The 17,250-nt window shown below is 63.1% G+C and carries 15 protein-coding genes; 6 read left to right on the forward strand and 9 right to left on the reverse strand.

Annotated elements, in window-relative coordinates:
- The first annotated feature begins 9 nt into the window (after window positions 1-9).
- The gene (locus DQ353_RS15965) at window positions 10-654 is read left to right on the forward strand and encodes a MarR family winged helix-turn-helix transcriptional regulator (RefSeq protein ID WP_286166855.1); all 645 of its coding nucleotides are present in this window, start codon (window positions 10-12) and stop codon (window positions 652-654) included.
- Between the two features lie 552 nt (window positions 655-1,206).
- Here DQ353_RS15965 and DQ353_RS15970 read toward each other — a convergent pair.
- From DQ353_RS15970 to DQ353_RS16000, 7 genes are all read right to left on the reverse strand, one after another.
- A complete protein-coding gene (locus DQ353_RS15970; protein WP_113763972.1) occupies window positions 1,207-1,668 on the reverse strand; it encodes a DUF6069 family protein in 462 nt (153 codons plus the stop codon).
- A 343-nt stretch (window positions 1,669-2,011) separates the two neighbouring features.
- Window positions 2,012-2,824 (reverse strand): alkaline phosphatase family protein, encoded by an 813-nt coding sequence (locus DQ353_RS15975; RefSeq protein ID WP_113763974.1) that lies wholly within the window; start codon window positions 2,822-2,824, stop codon window positions 2,012-2,014.
- The gene (locus DQ353_RS15980) at window positions 2,821-3,942 is read right to left on the reverse strand and encodes an ABC transporter ATP-binding protein (RefSeq protein WP_113763976.1); all 1,122 of its coding nucleotides are present in this window, start codon (window positions 3,940-3,942) and stop codon (window positions 2,821-2,823) included. The genes DQ353_RS15975 and DQ353_RS15980 overlap by 4 nt, the downstream gene beginning before the upstream one ends.
- Complete coding sequence (locus DQ353_RS15985) at window positions 3,939-4,796, reverse strand: ABC transporter permease (protein WP_113763978.1); 858 nt, start codon at window positions 4,794-4,796, stop codon at window positions 3,939-3,941. Before DQ353_RS15985 ends, DQ353_RS15980 begins: the two co-directional genes overlap by 4 nt.
- A complete protein-coding gene (locus DQ353_RS15990; RefSeq protein ID WP_286166858.1) occupies window positions 4,784-5,692 on the reverse strand; it encodes an ABC transporter permease in 909 nt (302 codons plus the stop codon). Before DQ353_RS15990 ends, DQ353_RS15985 begins: the two co-directional genes overlap by 13 nt.
- A gap of 2 nt (window positions 5,693-5,694) precedes the next feature.
- Entirely contained in the window at window positions 5,695-6,858 is a 1,164-nt protein-coding gene (locus DQ353_RS15995; protein ID WP_113763982.1) for an ABC transporter substrate-binding protein, read from the reverse strand.
- A 166-nt stretch (window positions 6,859-7,024) separates the two neighbouring features.
- Window positions 7,025-7,795, reverse strand: a complete 771-nt coding sequence (locus tag DQ353_RS16000) for a GntR family transcriptional regulator (RefSeq protein ID WP_113763984.1) — start codon at window positions 7,793-7,795, stop codon at window positions 7,025-7,027.
- 175 nt (window positions 7,796-7,970) lie between these two features.
- Between DQ353_RS16000 and DQ353_RS16005 the strand changes: the two genes are divergently transcribed.
- Window positions 7,971-8,669: an HAD family hydrolase gene (locus DQ353_RS16005; protein ID WP_113763986.1), complete on the forward strand. Its 699-nt coding sequence runs from the start codon at window positions 7,971-7,973 to the stop codon at window positions 8,667-8,669.
- 244 nt (window positions 8,670-8,913) lie between these two features.
- Here DQ353_RS16005 and DQ353_RS21775 read toward each other — a convergent pair whose 3' ends face one another.
- Both DQ353_RS21775 and DQ353_RS22380 read right to left on the reverse strand, forming a co-directional pair.
- Window positions 8,914-9,090: a hypothetical protein gene (locus DQ353_RS21775; RefSeq protein ID WP_181578441.1), complete on the reverse strand. Its 177-nt coding sequence runs from the start codon at window positions 9,088-9,090 to the stop codon at window positions 8,914-8,916.
- Window positions 9,091-9,487: 397 nt separating this feature from the next.
- Window positions 9,488-10,048, reverse strand: a complete 561-nt coding sequence (locus tag DQ353_RS22380; RefSeq protein WP_353616701.1) for an IclR family transcriptional regulator domain-containing protein — start codon at window positions 10,046-10,048, stop codon at window positions 9,488-9,490.
- Window positions 10,049-10,262: 214 nt separating this feature from the next.
- On the opposite strand from DQ353_RS22380, the gene DQ353_RS16015 reads away from it, so the two are divergent.
- The 4 genes from DQ353_RS16015 to DQ353_RS16030 all read left to right on the forward strand — a co-directional run bounded on the left by DQ353_RS16015 (window position 10,263) and on the right by DQ353_RS16030 (window position 17,212).
- Window positions 10,263-12,185 (forward strand): hydantoinase/oxoprolinase family protein, encoded by a 1,923-nt coding sequence (locus DQ353_RS16015; RefSeq protein ID WP_113763988.1) that lies wholly within the window; start codon window positions 10,263-10,265, stop codon window positions 12,183-12,185.
- Window positions 12,186-12,246: 61 nt separating this feature from the next.
- Window positions 12,247-12,684, forward strand: a complete 438-nt coding sequence (locus DQ353_RS16020) for an acetone carboxylase subunit gamma (RefSeq protein WP_113763990.1) — start codon at window positions 12,247-12,249, stop codon at window positions 12,682-12,684.
- Between the two features lie 29 nt (window positions 12,685-12,713).
- Window positions 12,714-14,891 carry a hydantoinase/oxoprolinase family protein gene (locus tag DQ353_RS16025; RefSeq protein ID WP_113763992.1) on the forward strand — a complete coding sequence of 726 codons (2,178 nt, stop codon included), beginning with the start codon at window positions 12,714-12,716 and terminating at the stop codon, window positions 14,889-14,891.
- Between the two features lie 5 nt (window positions 14,892-14,896).
- Window positions 14,897-17,212 carry a hydantoinase B/oxoprolinase family protein gene (locus DQ353_RS16030; RefSeq protein ID WP_113763994.1) on the forward strand — a complete coding sequence of 772 codons (2,316 nt, stop codon included), beginning with the start codon at window positions 14,897-14,899 and terminating at the stop codon, window positions 17,210-17,212.
- Window positions 17,213-17,250: the final 38 nt, after the last annotated feature.

The following is a 17,250-nucleotide window of genomic DNA, read 5'->3' on the forward strand; positions in this document are numbered from 1 at the left end:
ATACTAAATGTGACAAGCCCCATGACGCGCTCTATTTTCAAGCGCCCAATTGCCGCCCACCCGCGGCGCGGAATCGGAGTGATTTCCTCCATGCCATCACCGGTGTCCCCAAAGAACGAACCGGCGGACCTGACCGGAACGTCGCCGGATTATTGGTCGTTCGTCGAGGCCGCCAAACGTCGGATCTCCGAGGAATTCCCGGACGCGGACCTCAGCGCCAACCAGATGTTCTTGTCGCTTAACCGCGCCTCAAGCACGGTGATCTACGACTTCGAGTCAACGATCCACCGCCCCGCCGGGCGCACCTGGTCCAGTTTCCGGCTGCTGCTGGCGCTTTGGGTCAACGGCCCGCTCAGCCCCAACGAAGTTGCCCGGCTGGCGGGGATGAGCAAAGCCGCGGTATCCAGCCTGGTTACGACGCTTCTCAACAAGGGCTTGTTGCTTCGCGAAGCCTCGCCAATCGACGGCCGCTCAGTCATCCTGCATCTCACCCAAGCTGGCACAGCAGATATTCGCACTGCGTTCCAAGCCCAAAATGAACGCGAATCGCTGTGGGCAGAGGCGCTCACCCAAGTCGAACAGGAAACCCTGGTCGGGCTCTTGGAAAAGGTCATGGCCCAGCGAAACGCCATTGGAGCCCGGTACAGGAATTAGGGATTCCCCACACCGGAACCAAGGTCACACTCCAACCCGCTTGGCGACCTGCGGCGGGCACTGGTAGCAGTTTGCCATGTTCCGGAGTAATTGCCTGCGCGAGGTGCGCAAACCATGAACGGCGCGAGCCTCAGCATCACCGTGTGTCTGGAGAAGCAACCGACCATCATGTAGATCCCGCTAATTTGCCCTGGTGCAGGCAGCGACCGTGCCACCCATGAGATTCAAAAGGTCAATGCTGGCCGGGGGAACTGGTCAGCATTTCGTACTTCGGCATACTGCCAATGCCAAGAAGTCCGGGTCTTCACGCTGCGGGGGCATCCCATGCGGCCCGACGGTAAACACATCGACGGCGATGCCGGCCTGCGGCTTCCAAGGTATCCTTGCCTCTGCGTCGTTAATCCCCAACCCCGACGTCCGGGACTCCAGTCAGTTTCGCGTCCAACATCGGGCCCATAGTCCTCCACCCAACGGCGGCCAGAACACCACAAACAAAGGTGGCGCTGGCATCTTTCCAGACGAACCAGCGCCACCCTTGCCCACTGATGGAATCTATGTGGCAACCAATTCACCACGGTCTGCCGCGGCCTCTTCGTTGTATTTCTTGTTCGAGTTGTTCACCGCGAGGTACCAAGATGCACCTACAACCAGGTGGATGACGGCAAGCCCTATACCGCTGGCCGGGTCCGCGGCGTACAGGATCGCGTTGGCGATCGAAAGCACCGCGACAGCCACGCCGATCCACTGCGCGATCTTGCAGAATCCCGGCCTTGACCTGCCGATCAGGAAGGTGAGGAACCCAAGGACGGCGAACGGCAAGACGATGTAGCCAACGATCTGACCGAAAGTCAGATGCGTGAACAGACCGCCACTGAAATACATGGAAGCGCCAGCTGCCTCGCTGACGAAATAAACAAAAATGCTCGTGATCACGGCCCCGAAAGTCGCGATGACAACCTGCACGTAGTTGAACGGCATCTTGAACTTTTTGTACGGCTGCACCTGAGCAGTCATGGTTGACCATCTCCTCGACGCTAAGTCTGTATGCCCTCGTATTTTCACTGTACGCCCGATTGGACAACTTGCATTCGGAAGTCCCGAAAGGAACTTCCAAGCCCCCAATAGGGAATGACCGAGCCGCCGGGAGCGCATCGCCCCGACGTCTCGCACCCGGCATGAGCGCCACGCTCCGGTGCCTCACAGTGACGCCGAAGCGGTTCCAGCCCCGGGTGAACCGCCGGGAAACACCCGCCAACCGCTCCCTCATTTCCGTTGCTTGCCTCGCGGCAAGATCAGCCTCACCAAGGCTCCGGAACGATTCCATGTCGGTCCCTTGGTGGGGCCGATCCATTTCCGGCTAAGCGCCCGCCCGGCAGCGAAGCAGCAACGGAGCCAGTTCCTCCGGCCTCAAGTCTTCGGGCCAGTGCTCCATGGACTTGCCGAAGCGGGTCGCCGCCACGAAGGATGCCCGCTCCACGGAACTGTCCGAGCCGTGTCCTCCGGCATCCACGTGTCCGTGGTCCGTGGTCAACACCAGGTACCAGTCCTCGCCAAGCTCCTTGACCCGGCGGGTGATGGCATCCTTGATGCGCGCCAGGTGCCCCTCCACCCGCGTCATGGCCGCGGCGTACTTCTCGCTGTGCGGCCCGTGGACATGGCCCTCGTCATCGGCGTCGCAGAAGTAGATGAACGAAACGTCCGGGCCCTTGGTGGCCAGCGCCTCCACCGCGTGGTCGGCGATCAGCGCATCGACCACCTGGTAGCCGTAGGTTTCCCCATCCCGGGAAATCACCCGGTGGTGCCCGGAACGCTGCTGCTCGCGGCGTTCCCAGATCACCGGACCGGAATCCGCGGGATCCACCAGCGGCGGCCAGCCCGCCGCCGCCAGGGTCGTGGTGGATTGGTCGGCGAAGTAGGCCTGACTCAGGAAATCCGGGTGGTGCAGCAGCCGGTGGCCGACGAACTTGTTGTCCTTGACCCCGTGCTGGGAGTGGGCGCTTCCGGTCAACAGCGTGGACCATCCTGGGCCCGAGAGCGTCGGGACTTCCATCTCCAACTCGTTGAACACGCCGCTGCCTGCCACGGCATCCAGCGTGGGCATCATCCCCGTTCCGCGCGCCAGGTCAATGCGCAGCCCGTCGATGCCGACCAGGGCGATCTTCGCGCTCATGCCGCGCGCCCCGCTCCGGCCAACAGTGCGCTGCCAAGCAATGTGTTTTCCGGCTGTGGGACATCTGAACGCGCCGAATCAACAAGGACGGAGTCGCGGCGCGGACTGACCGCCACGCGCTGGGCCGGGAAGAATCCTGCGGCCTCGTGGGAGGGAAGATCGATGCGCAGCGGCGCACCCAGGTGGTTGACCATGACGCTGGTGGTGGCACCGCGCAGCACCATGGATTCGACGATTCCGGTGCCTTCCGGGTGCCCCGAAAGACACAGGTCTTCGGGCCGCACCAATGCCTCGAGCCCGGAGGCCTGGCTCGGTGCGGTTGCGGGGTTGGAGATCTGCAGGATGCGGCCCAGCACCGCGACCCCTCCGGTGGTGGCGAGCGCGGGGATGCGGTTCACGGCGCCGACGAACTCGGAGATGAAGGCGGTGCGCGGGCTGGCGTAGATGTCCTCCGGGGTCCCGAGCTGTTCGATGCGCCCGTTGAGCATCACGCCCACCCGGTCGGCAATGGTCAGGGCTTCCTCCTGGTCGTGGGTGACCAGCAGCGTGGTGGTGCCCGACTGGGTTTGGATGCGCTTGATCTCCTCGCGCAGGTGCACCCGCACCTGGGCGTCCAGTGCAGAGAGTGGTTCGTCGAGCAGCAGCACCCGCGGTTCGATGGCCAGCGCGCGGGCCAGGGCAACACGCTGGGCCTGGCCTCCGGAAAGCTGTGCCGGGTACTTGGCACCGTGCTCCCCCAGTCCCACCATTTCCAGCAATTCCTTGGCCCTCAGGGTGCGCCTGGAGCGGCTTGCCCCGGCAATGCGCAGCCCGTAGGCCACGTTGTCCAGCGCGCTCATGTGCGGGAACAGGCTGTAGGCCTGGAAGACGATCCCGATGCCACGTCCGCGCACCGGCGCGGACGTGACGTCCTTCGAACCGATCTTCACGGTGCCGGATTCCGGGATTTCAAGCCCGGCAAGCACCCGCAGTGTGGTGGTCTTCCCGCAGCCCGAGGGGCCGAGCAGTGCGAGCAGTTCGCCGCCGGCCATGGACAGGTCCAGGCCGTCGAGCACGGTGCGCCCTCCGTAGGACTTGGTGATCCCGGTGAGGGTGACTTCTGCAGAATCCCGGGTCATCGGGATCCCCCTTTCGTGGTGGGGTTCTTGATGCCGCGCTTGCCGCTGGCTCCGGTCAGGGAGGCGAGCAGCAGCCAAGTGGCAAGGATGGTGAGGAAGGACAGGGCCGCGGCGGCGCGCGGCTGGTTCATGCCAACCTGCACCATGAAGACCGGGAATGTCGAGTGCAGCAGCAGGGATGCCAGGGCGTATTCGCCCAACACCATGGCGCAGGAGAGCAGCGAGGCTCCCAGCAGGGCGGTGCGCATGTTCGGGACCACCACGCGCAGCAGGCTCTGCCAGGGCTTGGCGCCCAGGGATTCGCTGGCGGACCAAAGGGTTGGCAGGTCCATGGCGCGAATTCCGGCGTCCAGGCTGCGGTAGACCAAGGGAAGGGTGAGCACCATGTAGAACGGGACCAGCGAGTACGTGCTGACCAGGAACCCGGGGGCCACCTGACGGAAGAACAGGTTCGCCCCGCCCACCAGGGCAATGGCCGGAACGACGTACGGAACCACCGAAAGCCATTCGGTGAAGCGCAGCAGCTTCGGTGCCTTCAGATGAAGGAAGAGCAACGTGGGCACCAGCAGGACCAGCGACCCAAGGGTGCTGAGGACCGCAAGCTTCCCGGTGGTCAGCAACTGCGCGCCCGCATCCGTGCCGGCCAGCGCGTCGCGCAGCGGGTCCAGGGTGAATCCCTGGCCCGGCAACGTGAAGCCAAAGGCGGCGGAGGCCACCAGCGGCAGGAAGAAGAGCAGCAGGGCCACGGAAATGATGGCGATGCGCGCCATGTCCTGCGGAGCCTGCCATGAACGGGTGTGCCGCGGCCCCGCTTCGGAACGGGTGCCTCGTGCCAGGTTCTCTAGCGCAGCCATTTGTTTGTCCTTCTTTCGAGCAGGGTGCGCAGGCCCATGGCCGTCACCACGATCACGATCATGCCGGTGACCAGTGCCGCTGCGAAGCTTTCGTCGCTCATCACGTCTCCCGAGATGAAGAATCCAATGAGGATGGGGACAAGGTTCACCCGTCCCCCGGCCAGCGCATAGGCGGTGGCGTAGGCACCGAACGCGTTGGCGAAGAGCAGCAGCAGCGACCCGACGATCGGTGGCCACATGATCGGCAGGGCCACATCCAGCAGGTAGCGGCCGCGGGTGGCACCCAGCGAATAGGCAGCTTCGGGCCATTGCTTCTTCAAGGATCCAAAGGCCGGCAGCAGCAGGATGGCCATCAGCGGGACCTGGAAGTAGAGGTAGACCAATGCCAGTCCGTTGAAGGACGCCAATTGGACGTCTTCGCTCACATCCCAGCCGGTCAAGCCAAGGATCAATTGGGTGGCAAGGCCTTGGACCCCGAGGGTGGCAATGAAGGCGAAGGCCAGTGCCACGCCTCCCATCTGCGAAGCGACCGCGGAGAAGGACAGCACCAGGTTCTGCAGCCAGGCCGGCTTGCTTCCGGTGGCCAAGGCCCAGGCCAAGATGAACCCAAGTGCCCCTCCCACCCCCGCGGTGAGCAGGGAAAGGTTGATGGTTTGGATGAAGGCATCCAGGTATTGCGGCTCAAGGAGTTGGGCCATGGCGGCGAGGGAAAACTTTCCGTCGACCCGGAAGCTGGTGACGACGTTGGCGGCGATCGGGATGATGAGGAACACCGCCAGGAAGAGCAGCAGCGGGGCGGCACCCACCCAGCCGGGAATGCCCCGCGCGCCGCGCGAGCGCATTCGCCCCCGCGGCGACGGTTCCGGTGTCCCCGCCGGATTGCGTTCGAGTTGCATCGTCACTGCGAGGCGACCTTCTGGGCCCACTGGTCAACGATGAGCTTGCCGGCAGCCTCGCCCTGCTCGACGGTGGGGAACTTGATCTTCTCGATGACCCCGGCCTCGGGCAGCTTGGCCAGTGCCTCTGCGGAAAGCTTTCCGGCCTCCTTGAGTTCGATGTAGCGTGCCGGGATTCCGCCGCCGCGGGCGAAGAGCTCGGAGCCCTCGTCGCTGGTCAGCCAGTCGACCCAGAGGCGGGCACTGTTGGGGTGCGGCGAGTCGGCGACCACGGGCTGGGCGTAGTAGTTGCCGAAAACGCCTTCCTCGAAGGTCTTGGTTTCCAGGACGACCCCGGACTTCTTCAACTCGGCTTCCATGCCCAGGAAGTTGTAGTTCCAATCAAGGACCACCGCGGCCTGACCGGTGCTCAGCGCGGAGACCGGCGAGGTGATGGAGACCAGATTGCCGGACTTGGCGAGCTTCTCGAAGAAGTCGATGCCGGGCTGGATGTCATCGACGCTGCCGCCGTGGGCCAGTGCCGCGGCAAAGACCGCGGCGATCGAGGATGCACCCTTGCGTGGGTCACCGGGCAGGGCGACCTTGCCCTTGTACTTGGGATCGAGCAGGTCGTCCCAGGTTTGCGGGGCCTCGACGACGTTGGTGTTGGTGCCGACCTGGACCACGCCGTAATACGCACCGACCCACATGCCGTCGGGATCCTTCAGGTCGGCCGGGATGGCGTCGAAGTTGCTGGGCTTGTAGGGCGCAATGAGCTTCTCGTCCGCGGCCTTGCCGGTGAACGAATAGCCGATGTCGATGACATCCGGCTGGGTCTTCTGGCCGCGCAGGTTCTTCACAGCCGTCAGTTCGTCGGCGCTGGAGGCATCCGGGGTGGCCACCGGGGTGGCAATGCCGTATTTTTCGGTGAACGTCGAGAACTGGCTGCCGTAGTTGGCCCAGTCCGCCGGGGTAGCGATGAGCTGGACCGTGCCCTCGGCCTTGGCCAGGGTGGTCATTTCCTCGAGGCTGGTTCCGATGGTTGCCGCCGCGGTGGGCATCTGGCTGCAGGCTGCAAGCGAACCGCCGAGGGCTGCCAGGACTGCGACGCCGGCAACCGAGCGAAGCACGGTGCGTCGGGAGGCTGCGAGTGAACGTCGTGCTGGCGGAACGAGTGGGTTATTCATGGCGAGGGTGCTCTCCGTGTGAGTGAGTCGGGCCCGTGGAGGCCCGCTTGCTCACCCAACCTAACGACGGCACGTTGACTGTCAGCGACCTGAAAGTGTCCGCCAGATGAACAATGGTCTAGACCGATCAGTTAAGCCCTTCGCCTTGCACCCGACCGGCAAGCCCCTACTCCGTGCTGCGGCCCGACACCATGATCTTGAGCCTGTCGGTGCGGATCAGGTCCTCCGAATACTCGACGGGACGCCCGTCGCGGGCCAGTCCGGTCCTCTTGATGCCAAGCACCGCCGTGGTCGGACCGATTTCCAGGTGCCGCGCATTTTCCGCCCCTGCCACCGCCGGGTTCAGTTCCTCCACCGAGGAGAATGGTGCCAGTCCGTAGCCCTCACCCATCACCGCATAGATCGAACCGCCCAGGTTCCTTTCCGGCAGCCCCGGGAAGAGTTCCGCCGGAAAGTACGACTCCTCCAGCACCACCGGGGTTGCGGCGGCAAAGCGGACCCTGTGGATCCGGTGCACCGGGTCGCCAACGGCCAGCTGCAGAGCCTCGGCCACCGCTCGGTCCGCCGGGATCGTCCGCGCAGAAAGGATTTTTGATGAGGCGCTATGGACGCTCTTGAGCAGCTGGGCGCTGAGCCCCATCAAGTTTGAGATATCCACCGGAACCCGGGTCTCCGCCACGAAGGACCCGCCGCGACTGCCCACCGCACGCACGATCCGCCCCTCGTGGAGCAAGGTATCCAGTCCTTGGCGCAGGGTCATCCGGCTGACATCCATTGCCTGGGCAAAGACCCGTTCGGCGGGCAGCCTGGTCCCGGGCGAAAGCAACCCCTCGGCGATGATGCCGCCGAGCCAGTTGCTGATCGATTGGTGCGTTGGCTGCCCTGGTTCGAATTCGAGCCCGCGGGCCCGCTCGAGCAATTCCTCGGTGTTGATCATCTGCTCGCTTTCCTGATGCCCGCCGGGTTCACATTCCGTTTACCCGCTGCCAAGCTGGGGTCCACCCAAAGAGGCGGTCGGCGACACTTCGGCGCGCTAGTTTGATCTCTCGATTGCCCATCGGTCTAGACCTCAAGGGCAGCTGCACTACACACTACAAGATTGGAAACGCATCATGCGCGCCACCGCCGCCACCGCAATTCTGACCCTCGAGGACCTCGACGGCGTGCTCTTCGACTTCAACGGAACCCTCTCCGACGACGAGCCGATCCTGCGAGATTTGTTCATCGAACTCGCGGCGGACCACTGCCAGGTGGAACTGACTGACGCACAATACCGCCACGCCCTGGCCGGGCGCAGCGACCGGGAGATCATGGCCGACATCCTGGCGCTCTCACCGATCGATGCCGGCCCGGTGGAGAAGTATCTGCCGTTGATTGACGCTGAATACTCCGCCCGGATCGACCGGGAAGAAACGATCCGACCGGCCACCCGCGAACTGGTCTGCGCGCTGCATGCGGCCGGGGTGAAGTTGGGCGTTGTCACCGGGGCAAGCCGGTTGCAGGTGCTCCCCGCGTTGGAACGAGCTGGGTTGCTGGAACTGTTCGAGGTCGTGGTCACGGACGAAGACGTGGTCCATGGCAAGCCGAACCCCGAGGGGTTCCAGCGAGCGGCGGCGTTTCTTGGTCTTGAAAACCCCGCCCGCATTGCCGCATTCGAGGATTCGGTTCCAGGGCTTGGAGCTGTGGAAGCGGCTGGCATGATTGCCATCTGCGTCGAGGGCACCCACCCGCGGGAGGTCCTGGAGCAGCATGCACGCATCATCGTGCCGAGGCTCAGTACCGATTGCCTCAAGATCGATCTGGGTCACTAGACGGCGAGGCGTTCGCGGCATGCCTGCATCATGGATATCGCGAAGTCCTTGCCGGTCTTCGGTCAAAGCAGGACCGGGAACAAGCAGCGGTGGCACCCGTTGGGATTGTCTTTATGAATGGATTTATGGTCAATCAAGCGACAACACCCATGCGCCCAACCACATGGTCTACTTCTCTTTCAAGAGGACCGGAAAGCATCAAAAGCGAAAACGGATGAAGGAAGTCCGGCGCCGGATTTTGACTTCAGGAAGAGCTGGGATACCAGGACTCGAACCTAGAATGACGGTACCAGAAACCGTTGATGATCGGTTCAATGGTGTTCTGGCCAAAGGCCCGCACCCGGTCACGCAGTGCCCGGTCGACGTCGGTGAGATCCGCATCAAGCAAGAAATAGTCCGGGTGGTCAATAACCGAGGCCATGGTCCATCTTTCTCTTCTCTTTCATCAGGGACGCGTGGTTGCCAAGAAAGCACCATCGGACAGGGACAACGGGCAGCCTTCAGTGGCGGAAACGGTGAGCCACCCACCATTGGCGCAGCAAGAGGCAGGGCATTGTCTCGACCCGCCGCGGACATTCACCACGTCGTTGCAGTGCACACCACACCAACAAGCGCGTTGGGCGCACGGAATCGGGCCAACCAACGTGGTCACGGCCGTAGGACATGTCGATCGGTACAACCCTTCACACTCCTTGAGTCAGTCCGCCGGGCGACCAGCGGGGTCTCGCGAAGCGCGTATTTCCGCATGCTGACCACGAATGATGCGCTTTCTGTCCCCCGTAGCCGTTTGAGTTCCGCGCCGAAAGTCTGACTCGCGATCATCGCCATGGGGCTTCAAGCCGCATGCTTCGACTGATCACCGTGATAGTTGTGGTTCTGCGCCTTGTGACGTGAGTTGAAGTGCATTGGACCGGCTGACTTCTTCCTGCGCCGCCGTGGCCCATCAGCGGCCTGGGCCCTTGACGCGGCGTGTTCAAACACGGCGGGATCGCGTTTAGGCTGCCTGCAAGATGCTGGAATCGAGTTCGCGTCGACCCTGAACCGCGGCAACCCCTCATCTCTGGGCAAGCCGGCTTAGCGCCCAGGCAGCGCCTGTGCGCCGCGCAGTTCCTTGGACAGCTCGTGGGCGTGGTGCAGCAACAGCCGGCCCGCTCGGGCTGCCGGCCGGCGCTGAACCTCGACTCGATGCCGGTCAGGCTCAGCGCCCACGCCGGTTGGTCGGCCGCATCGAAGACGGCCGTTCCCATTCCCCAGCTGCCTTCCACGATCAATCCGGGATTCACCGCCCAGCCCCGTTCCCGGGTCTCGGCAATGGGCTGCCTCAGCAACTCCTGACCATGCTCGCTGCCGTGCCCCGCTGCGAGGTCACGGCCCGCCACCTAGCGTTCGATGGCCTGCTCGGGCAGGAAAGAAAGGATCGCCAACCCCGCCGAGGCCACCCGGGTGGGTATCCCCGACCACCCGCCCGGAGCGCTGGTCCACCCCCGGCAGACCACCCCTGCGGGTAGTAGCGCTCCACCCCGACCCGCAGTGCAGACTGATCAAACACAACCGCATATGACTCACATCACATGCCAGGCTTTGGGAGATTCCATGGAACGTTTGATCAACATAGACAACGGTGGCACCCTGACCGACATCGTCGTCGGAAGCGGCACCGACTTCACCTTCACGAAGACGCTGACAACCCCGGCCGACCTGTCCCAGTGTCTCTTCGATGGCCTGGCCAAGGCCTCGACCACTATCTACGGGCAGGAAGACCTACCGTCCTTGCTCCACTCCACGCGCCACATCCGCTATTCATCGACCCAAGGCACCAACGCATTGGTCCAGGGAAAAGGTCCACGCATCGGCCTGATCACCGACGACCCCAATCTCGTGGCGGCGCTGCGCAAAGGTCCCGAAGAAATCAGGCTTTTTGACGACCTGATCGGAGAACGCGTAGGTCTGCTTCCGGTGGACGGCGACGAGGAATCCCGCGCCCGGTTGCTGGTCACCGAGATCAACCGCCTCACCACGGCCGGTGCCGAGCGCCTGGTCGTTGCCGCAACGGACCCTGACCGCGAAAAGCTCTATAAGCGTGCGATGCTGAAGAACTTCCCCCGGCACTTGCTCGGATCCGTGCCGGTGCTCTTCTCCTGGGAATTCACCTCCGACACCTTGCGCAGCCGCCGGATCTGGTCGGGAATCATCAATTCCTTCCTCCACCCCACCGTCGAACGTTTCCTCTACAGCGCCGAACACCGGCTACGTTCCTACAAGGTCAAGAACCCGTTGCTGATCTACCGCAACGACGGGGCTTCCTCCCGCGTGGCCAAGTCGGTGGCATTGAAGACCTACTCCTCGGGCCCGCGCGGCGGGCTTGAAGGAACCCGGGCCCTGGCGGATGCCTACGGGCTCAAGCATGTTCTGATGATCGACGTGGGTGGGACCACCACGGACGTCGGATCGGTACTGAACTCGGAAATCTCCGCGGACCGCCGTGGAAGCGTGAAGGGTGTGCCCATTTCCTACGAGATGAGCAACGTCCATTCCAGGGGCATCGGCGGAAGTTCTGTCATCGCCGTGCAGAACGGCGAGATCACCGTTGGCCCCGACAGCGTGGGCGCGGCACCCGGGCCGGCTTGTTTCGGGTTCGGCGGCCGCCAGGCAACCATCACCGACGTCAATCTGCTGCTGGGTGTGCTCGATCCTGCCACCTACCTCAATGGGGAAATGAAACTGGATGCCGAGCGCGCCAGGGCGGTCATCACCTCGACCGTTGCCGAGCCCTTGGGCATCAGCCTCGACGAGGCCCTGATTCGCATGGAGCGGACCTACGCCGAGCAGATGGCTTCGGCCTTCTCCGGTGCGATCCAGGACGCGGAAACAACGACCGTTGCCGCGTTCGGTGGCGGCGGGCCGATGAGCGCATGCCTTGCGGCCCGGATCGCGGGAGTCCGCCACGTGCTGATCCCGCGTCTCGCCGCGGTGTTCTCCGCCTTCGGGATCAGTTTCTCGGATATCTCACAAACCTATGAAACCGACATCACCGGGGCATCCGCCGCACAGATCGATGAGGCAAGGCTGGAGATGGAAGGACGTGCGGCCCGTGACATGTTCCAGGAAGGACACACCATCACTGAATGCGGCCTTGACTGGACGCTTGTCATTGAAAACGCAGATGGTTCCTTGGCCAAGGAATCGCTATTCGACGAAACCTCAACCCCGCGGATATCGGACGGCCAGAGGGCATTGCTCTCACTGAAATGCACGTTTGCCCTCCCACACCCGACGCTGCCGGGCAACCATGAACAGTCAAAGAGCGAGGCAGTGGCTGCGGGAACCCGCTCGGTCCGTTCCTCTGCCGATTCGGTCGAACAGATCCCGGTGTACCAGCTCGAGGAGCAAGCGCCCGGCGCCACCGCCGCGGGACCGGCCATCGTGGAGGGACCGTTCTTCACGGCGAGGGTTCCTGCCGGTTGGGTCCTCGACATTTCCGCCGCAGGCGACCTGCTGCTTTCCGACTCGCAGTAGCCACTGATCATTCCCTTCCCTTCGCCTTTGAACCACCAAGACAGAAAGCCAGGCAACGACCATGCGCGTCCCCATGACGGAATACCTCTACATCGACCTTTCCACCGAGCAGTGGGTGTGCCGCCCGTGCGGCCACAACCTCGGTGACGCCCGCGGCAGCTACAAGGAAGGCACCCTTGTCTTCGACCGCGACCCCCGCGAGATCCACCCCCCGATCATCGACCCGGAGAAGTACGAGTTCACGTTCTCCCCGGACCCCGCCTTCTGCCGCATCCTCGAATACTGCTGCCCGAAGTGCGGCACGCAGATGGAGACCGAGTATCTTCCGCCTGGCCACCCGCCGACAATCGACATGATCTGGGACATCGATGCGCTGCGTACGCAGTGGGAGGAACGCGGGGAAGATCCCGAACTCGTTGTCGACTACGGTCCGGGCGAAAACGCCGTCACCGACATGCGCTCGACGCACGAGGGCCACCACAACCATTCGCATCGCTAAGCCAGAATTCCAAAAGGAGCAAACAGGACATGAAACGCATTTCTGTTGACATCGGTGGTACGTTCAGTGACTGCTTTTTCGTCTGGGACGACATCTATGTCGAGTCAAAGGCCCTGACCACCCACCACAACCTTGCCCTGGGCTTCAATGAAGCCTTGGACCTGGCATGCGCACGAGCCGGAGTCAGCCGCCAGCAGGCACTGAAGGAAGTCGACTCCGTACGTTACGCGACCACGTTGGGAACCAACGCCTTGATCGAAGGTGTTGGACCCCGTGTCGGGGTCTTGGTCACCCACGGCTTCGAAGACACCATCCACCTTTCCCGCGGACGAGGCTACGGTGAAGGCCTTGACCCGCTGAAGCAGGGCGACATGGCCGACGCACAACGACCCGAGCCCCTTGTCCCGCGCCACCTGGTGCGTTCCGTCAAGGAACGCGTCGATTCCATCGGCACCGTGCTGGTTCCCTTGATGTACGAAGATGTACGCCAGCAGGTCCGCGAGCTGGTCGACAACGGGGCCGAAGCCATCGTCGTGGCACTGACCAACGCCACCGAGAACGCCGACCACGAGGAAAGGATCCTGGAGATCATCCTCGAGGAATACCCGGCCCATGAGCTGGGATCGATCCCGGTGTTGCTCAGCAGCCAGGTTTCCGGGCGCAAGGGCGAATACATCCGAGCCATGTCGACGGTGGTGGATGCATTCCTTCACGAAACCATGTTCCACGCATTGAACCAGCTCTCCAGCAACCTGCGAGAATCGGGCTACGACAAGCCCATGCTGGTGATCCACAACTCCGGCGGAATGGCCCAGCCAAACTCCACCGATGCACTGCAGACCATCCACTCGGGTCCCATCGCCGGGGTCGGCGGTGCGCAGCACCTCTCGGAAACCACGGGGCTGGGCAACGTGGTCTCCATGGACATGGGCGGGACCTCCTTCGACATCGGACTGGTTCCCGAAGGCGGCATCAAGCACTACGATTTCCAGCCGACCATTGGCCGCTGGATGGTCTCGGCTCCCATGATCCACCTGAACACCCTGGGCGCCGGCGGCGGTTCCATCGCTTCCTATGACCGCATCCACGGAGCCATCAAGATCGGTCCCGAATCCGCTGGTTCCGACCCGGGACCGGCCTGCTACGACCGCGGCGGCCTGCGTCCCACCGTGACCGACGCCGATCTGGTGCTGGGATACCTAGACCCGGAAAACTACGCCAACGGCTATATCCCGCTGAACAAGAAGCGAGCAGCCTACGCGATCGAGGAAGCCTTCTCCGACGAGCTGGATCTGGAAGCAATCCAGATCGCCAAGATCATCAAGCGCACGGTCGACGAGGAAATGGCCATCGGCATCGAGAAGGAACTGCGCACCCGCGGCGGCCTGGTCGAGGACTACACCATGCTGGCCTACGGCGGCAACGGCCCGTTGCACGCCTGCGGCATCGCGTCCCGTGCCGGCATCAGCAAGATCCTCTTCCCGCCATTTGCCTCGGTGTTCTCCGCCCTGGGCGCGGGGAACATGAAGCCGCTGCACATCCACGAACGCAGTGCCTACATCGTCCTCTACGACGCCCTGGAACGCAGTCTTTACAACGAGTACGACGCAATCAACGGCTACATCGAGGAGCTCGAGCAGAAGGGCGCCGAGGACTTGGTCCGGCAGGGGTACGACCGTGACTCGGTCAAGTACCGCCTGGAGATGGACATGCGCTACGGAAACCAGCTGGTGACCACTGCCGTGGCCTTCGACATCAACCGCGTCAACGGAACCGGGGCCGTGTTGCACCTTATCAAGACGTTCTCCGACATCTTCGGCGACCGCTACGGCGAAGGCACCCAGGCCCCCGAGGCCGGGGTGCGTGTGCAAACGGTCCGGGTCGCCTCCTACGTCGAGGGGGATGTAGTCCAGTTCGAATCACTCGATTCCAGCGGAACCCGTCGCATCGAACCAGTGGCCGTCGCCGAACGCATCATCCACTTCACCGATGAGGAGGAACCGGTGAATACGCCGATCTACGACACCAGCTCGCTCAAGAGCCACTACGTGATCAATGGCCCTGCACTGGTCACCACCGAGAGCACCACCTACCTCGTGGAACCCGGATGGCGTCTTGAGCCAACCCCGCAGGGCGCAGTCTGGCTGCTCAATGACCTCACCAGCACAACCGATGTGACCACCAATCTTCAATTCCAAGGAGCTTGAGAGCAATGACGCTGACAACCAATGACACCGGAAACGCGCAAGAGATCCTGAGCGCACAGGAACAGCAGTGGGTCGACAAATTCATGGACGAGACCACGCTGTTCCTGGGCCCTGACCCGGAGATCATGCGCAACCACCAAATCCACGAACGCACCGCCTACGAAGACGAATGCATCTCCAAGGGCGTCAGCCCGCTTGAAACGGACCGGATCCGCAAGCGCCTGGCCGGCTCCCTGGACGAGGCCTTCGAAATGTGCGAGAGCATGGGAGCGGCTCCCGGCGCCAAGTGGGCCGATCTTTCGGTGGCCGTGTACACAGCGGAAGGGGACGTGACCTACCTGTCCAACCGCGGCGTTATCGCCTTCTCCGCGGTCCTGCACCACCCGATCCGCTACATCATGAAGAACTGGAAGGACGAGCCGACCGTTGGTATCAATCCGGGTGACGGATTCTTCCACAACGACTCGCGCTACGGCATGGTGCACAACACGGACCAGTCAATGCTCGTGCCCGTGATGCGCGATGGCCAGATCATTGCCTGGGTCGGGGCCACCATTCACGAGGGCGAGAACGGCGCTTGCGAACCCGGCGGCATGCCCTCGGGTTCGGAGACCCCCTTCGACGACGGCTTGCGTGCCTCCCCCATCAAGATCGTGGAGCGCGGTCATCTCCGCCGCGACCTGTTGACCTTCCTCCAGCATTCCACCCGTGACCCGAAGCTGATGCTTGCGGACATCAAGGTAAAGATGGGTGCGGTCCGCCGGGTCATCGAGTCCGTGGACCGAATCATCGAGGAGGTGGGCCAAGAGTCATTCGTGGCCGCACTGCGAGTCACCGTGGAAAACGTCGAAGCCGAGGTGAGGCGCCGGATCAAGGAACTGCCGGACGGAACGGTCACGTTCAACCAGTTTGTTGACTCCACGTTGAAGGAGAACATCCTCATCAAGTTCGCCTGCAAGATCACGGTCAAGGGCGAACGGCTGATCGTCGATTTGACGGGCACCGGCCCGGAAATCCTTAATCGTGCCATCAACTCGCCCTTAGGGTCCACCAAGGCCTTCATGACCCAGGCGATCCTCTCCTATTGGTGGCCCGACCTGCCGCGAAGCACCGGCGCGCTGTCCCCGATCGAGGTCATCTCCGAGGAGCATTCGTGGGCCGATGCCGGCTACGACGCACCGGTGGGCCAGTCCCTGCAGGGCTCCTTCAGAGGCTTCTCGGCGCTGCAGACCGCTTATGCCAAGCTGCAGTTCTCCACTCCAAAGAAATACTCCAACGTGATCGCCCCGTGGTTCAACCAGATCAATGATTTCCTGTGGGGCGGCACCACACAGCACGGCGAACAGGTAGGAAACCTGTGTGCCGACCTGAACGGCATGGGTGGTGGGGCCAAGGCCTTCCGGGACGGCGAAGACGCGGTCGCCCCGCTGTTCTGCGCCATGGCAGACATCGCCGAACAGGAGGTCATGGAAGAAGAGGTTCCATTCCTGCAGCTGGTGTCCAAGCGGCTGGTGCGCGACAACCAGGGCTTCGGAAAGTATCGCGGCGGCATGGGATACGAGATGATCGTTGCCTCCCGCGGCACCCCCAACTGGGGGTTCATGACGGTGACCTCCGGTTCCAAGTTCTCCTCGATCACCGGAATGTTTGGAGGCTACGGCTGCCCGACCTACCCGCTGTCGATCGTCAAGGGAATCAACATCTACGACATCATCCGCAAGGATCCCTCGCAGTTCGACTTGTCGATCGAACGCATCATGAACGAGCAGCCCTACGAGGGCGGTTCCTACCAGAGCGCCCACATGGGTCTCCAGTTCGATGTAGCCAAGGAGGGAGAGCTGTACATGATCTCCCAGGGTTCTGGTGGAGGCTACGGCGACGTCCTGGAACGCGACCCTGAGCTGGTGGCGGCCGACCTGCAACTCGACAGGATTTCCGCCCAAGTTGCCACCGACCTGTACGCAGTGGTTTGGAACCCGGAGACCTTCGTTGTCGATGTCCAGGCCACGGAGGCAGCGCGGGCCGAGGCCCGCAAGCGCCGCATCGCCCGCGGCACGCCGTTCAGGGAGTTCATCAAGGGCTTTGTCACGGAGGAACCACCGGCGGATCTGCTCTACTACGGCTCGTGGGGCCAGGACAACGATGAAGAGGTCTTCGCCACCCACTGGGGCGGGCAGGAACCACAGCGGGTGAAGGGGAAGCTCAGCGAGATCCCCTTGGTCATGATCCCGGATCGCCGTGTGCTGAAGATCGAGGCCCAAGACAAGAGGATCCGCGAGCTTGAGGCGAAGTACGGGGAAACCGTGGTCCACAAGTCCTGAGCCACCCGTCATCGGTGAAGTGGTGCCTTTCCGTCCCC

Source organism: Arthrobacter sp. AQ5-05, assembly GCF_003287975.1.
Lineage (GTDB): Bacteria > Actinomycetota > Actinomycetes > Actinomycetales > Micrococcaceae > Paeniglutamicibacter.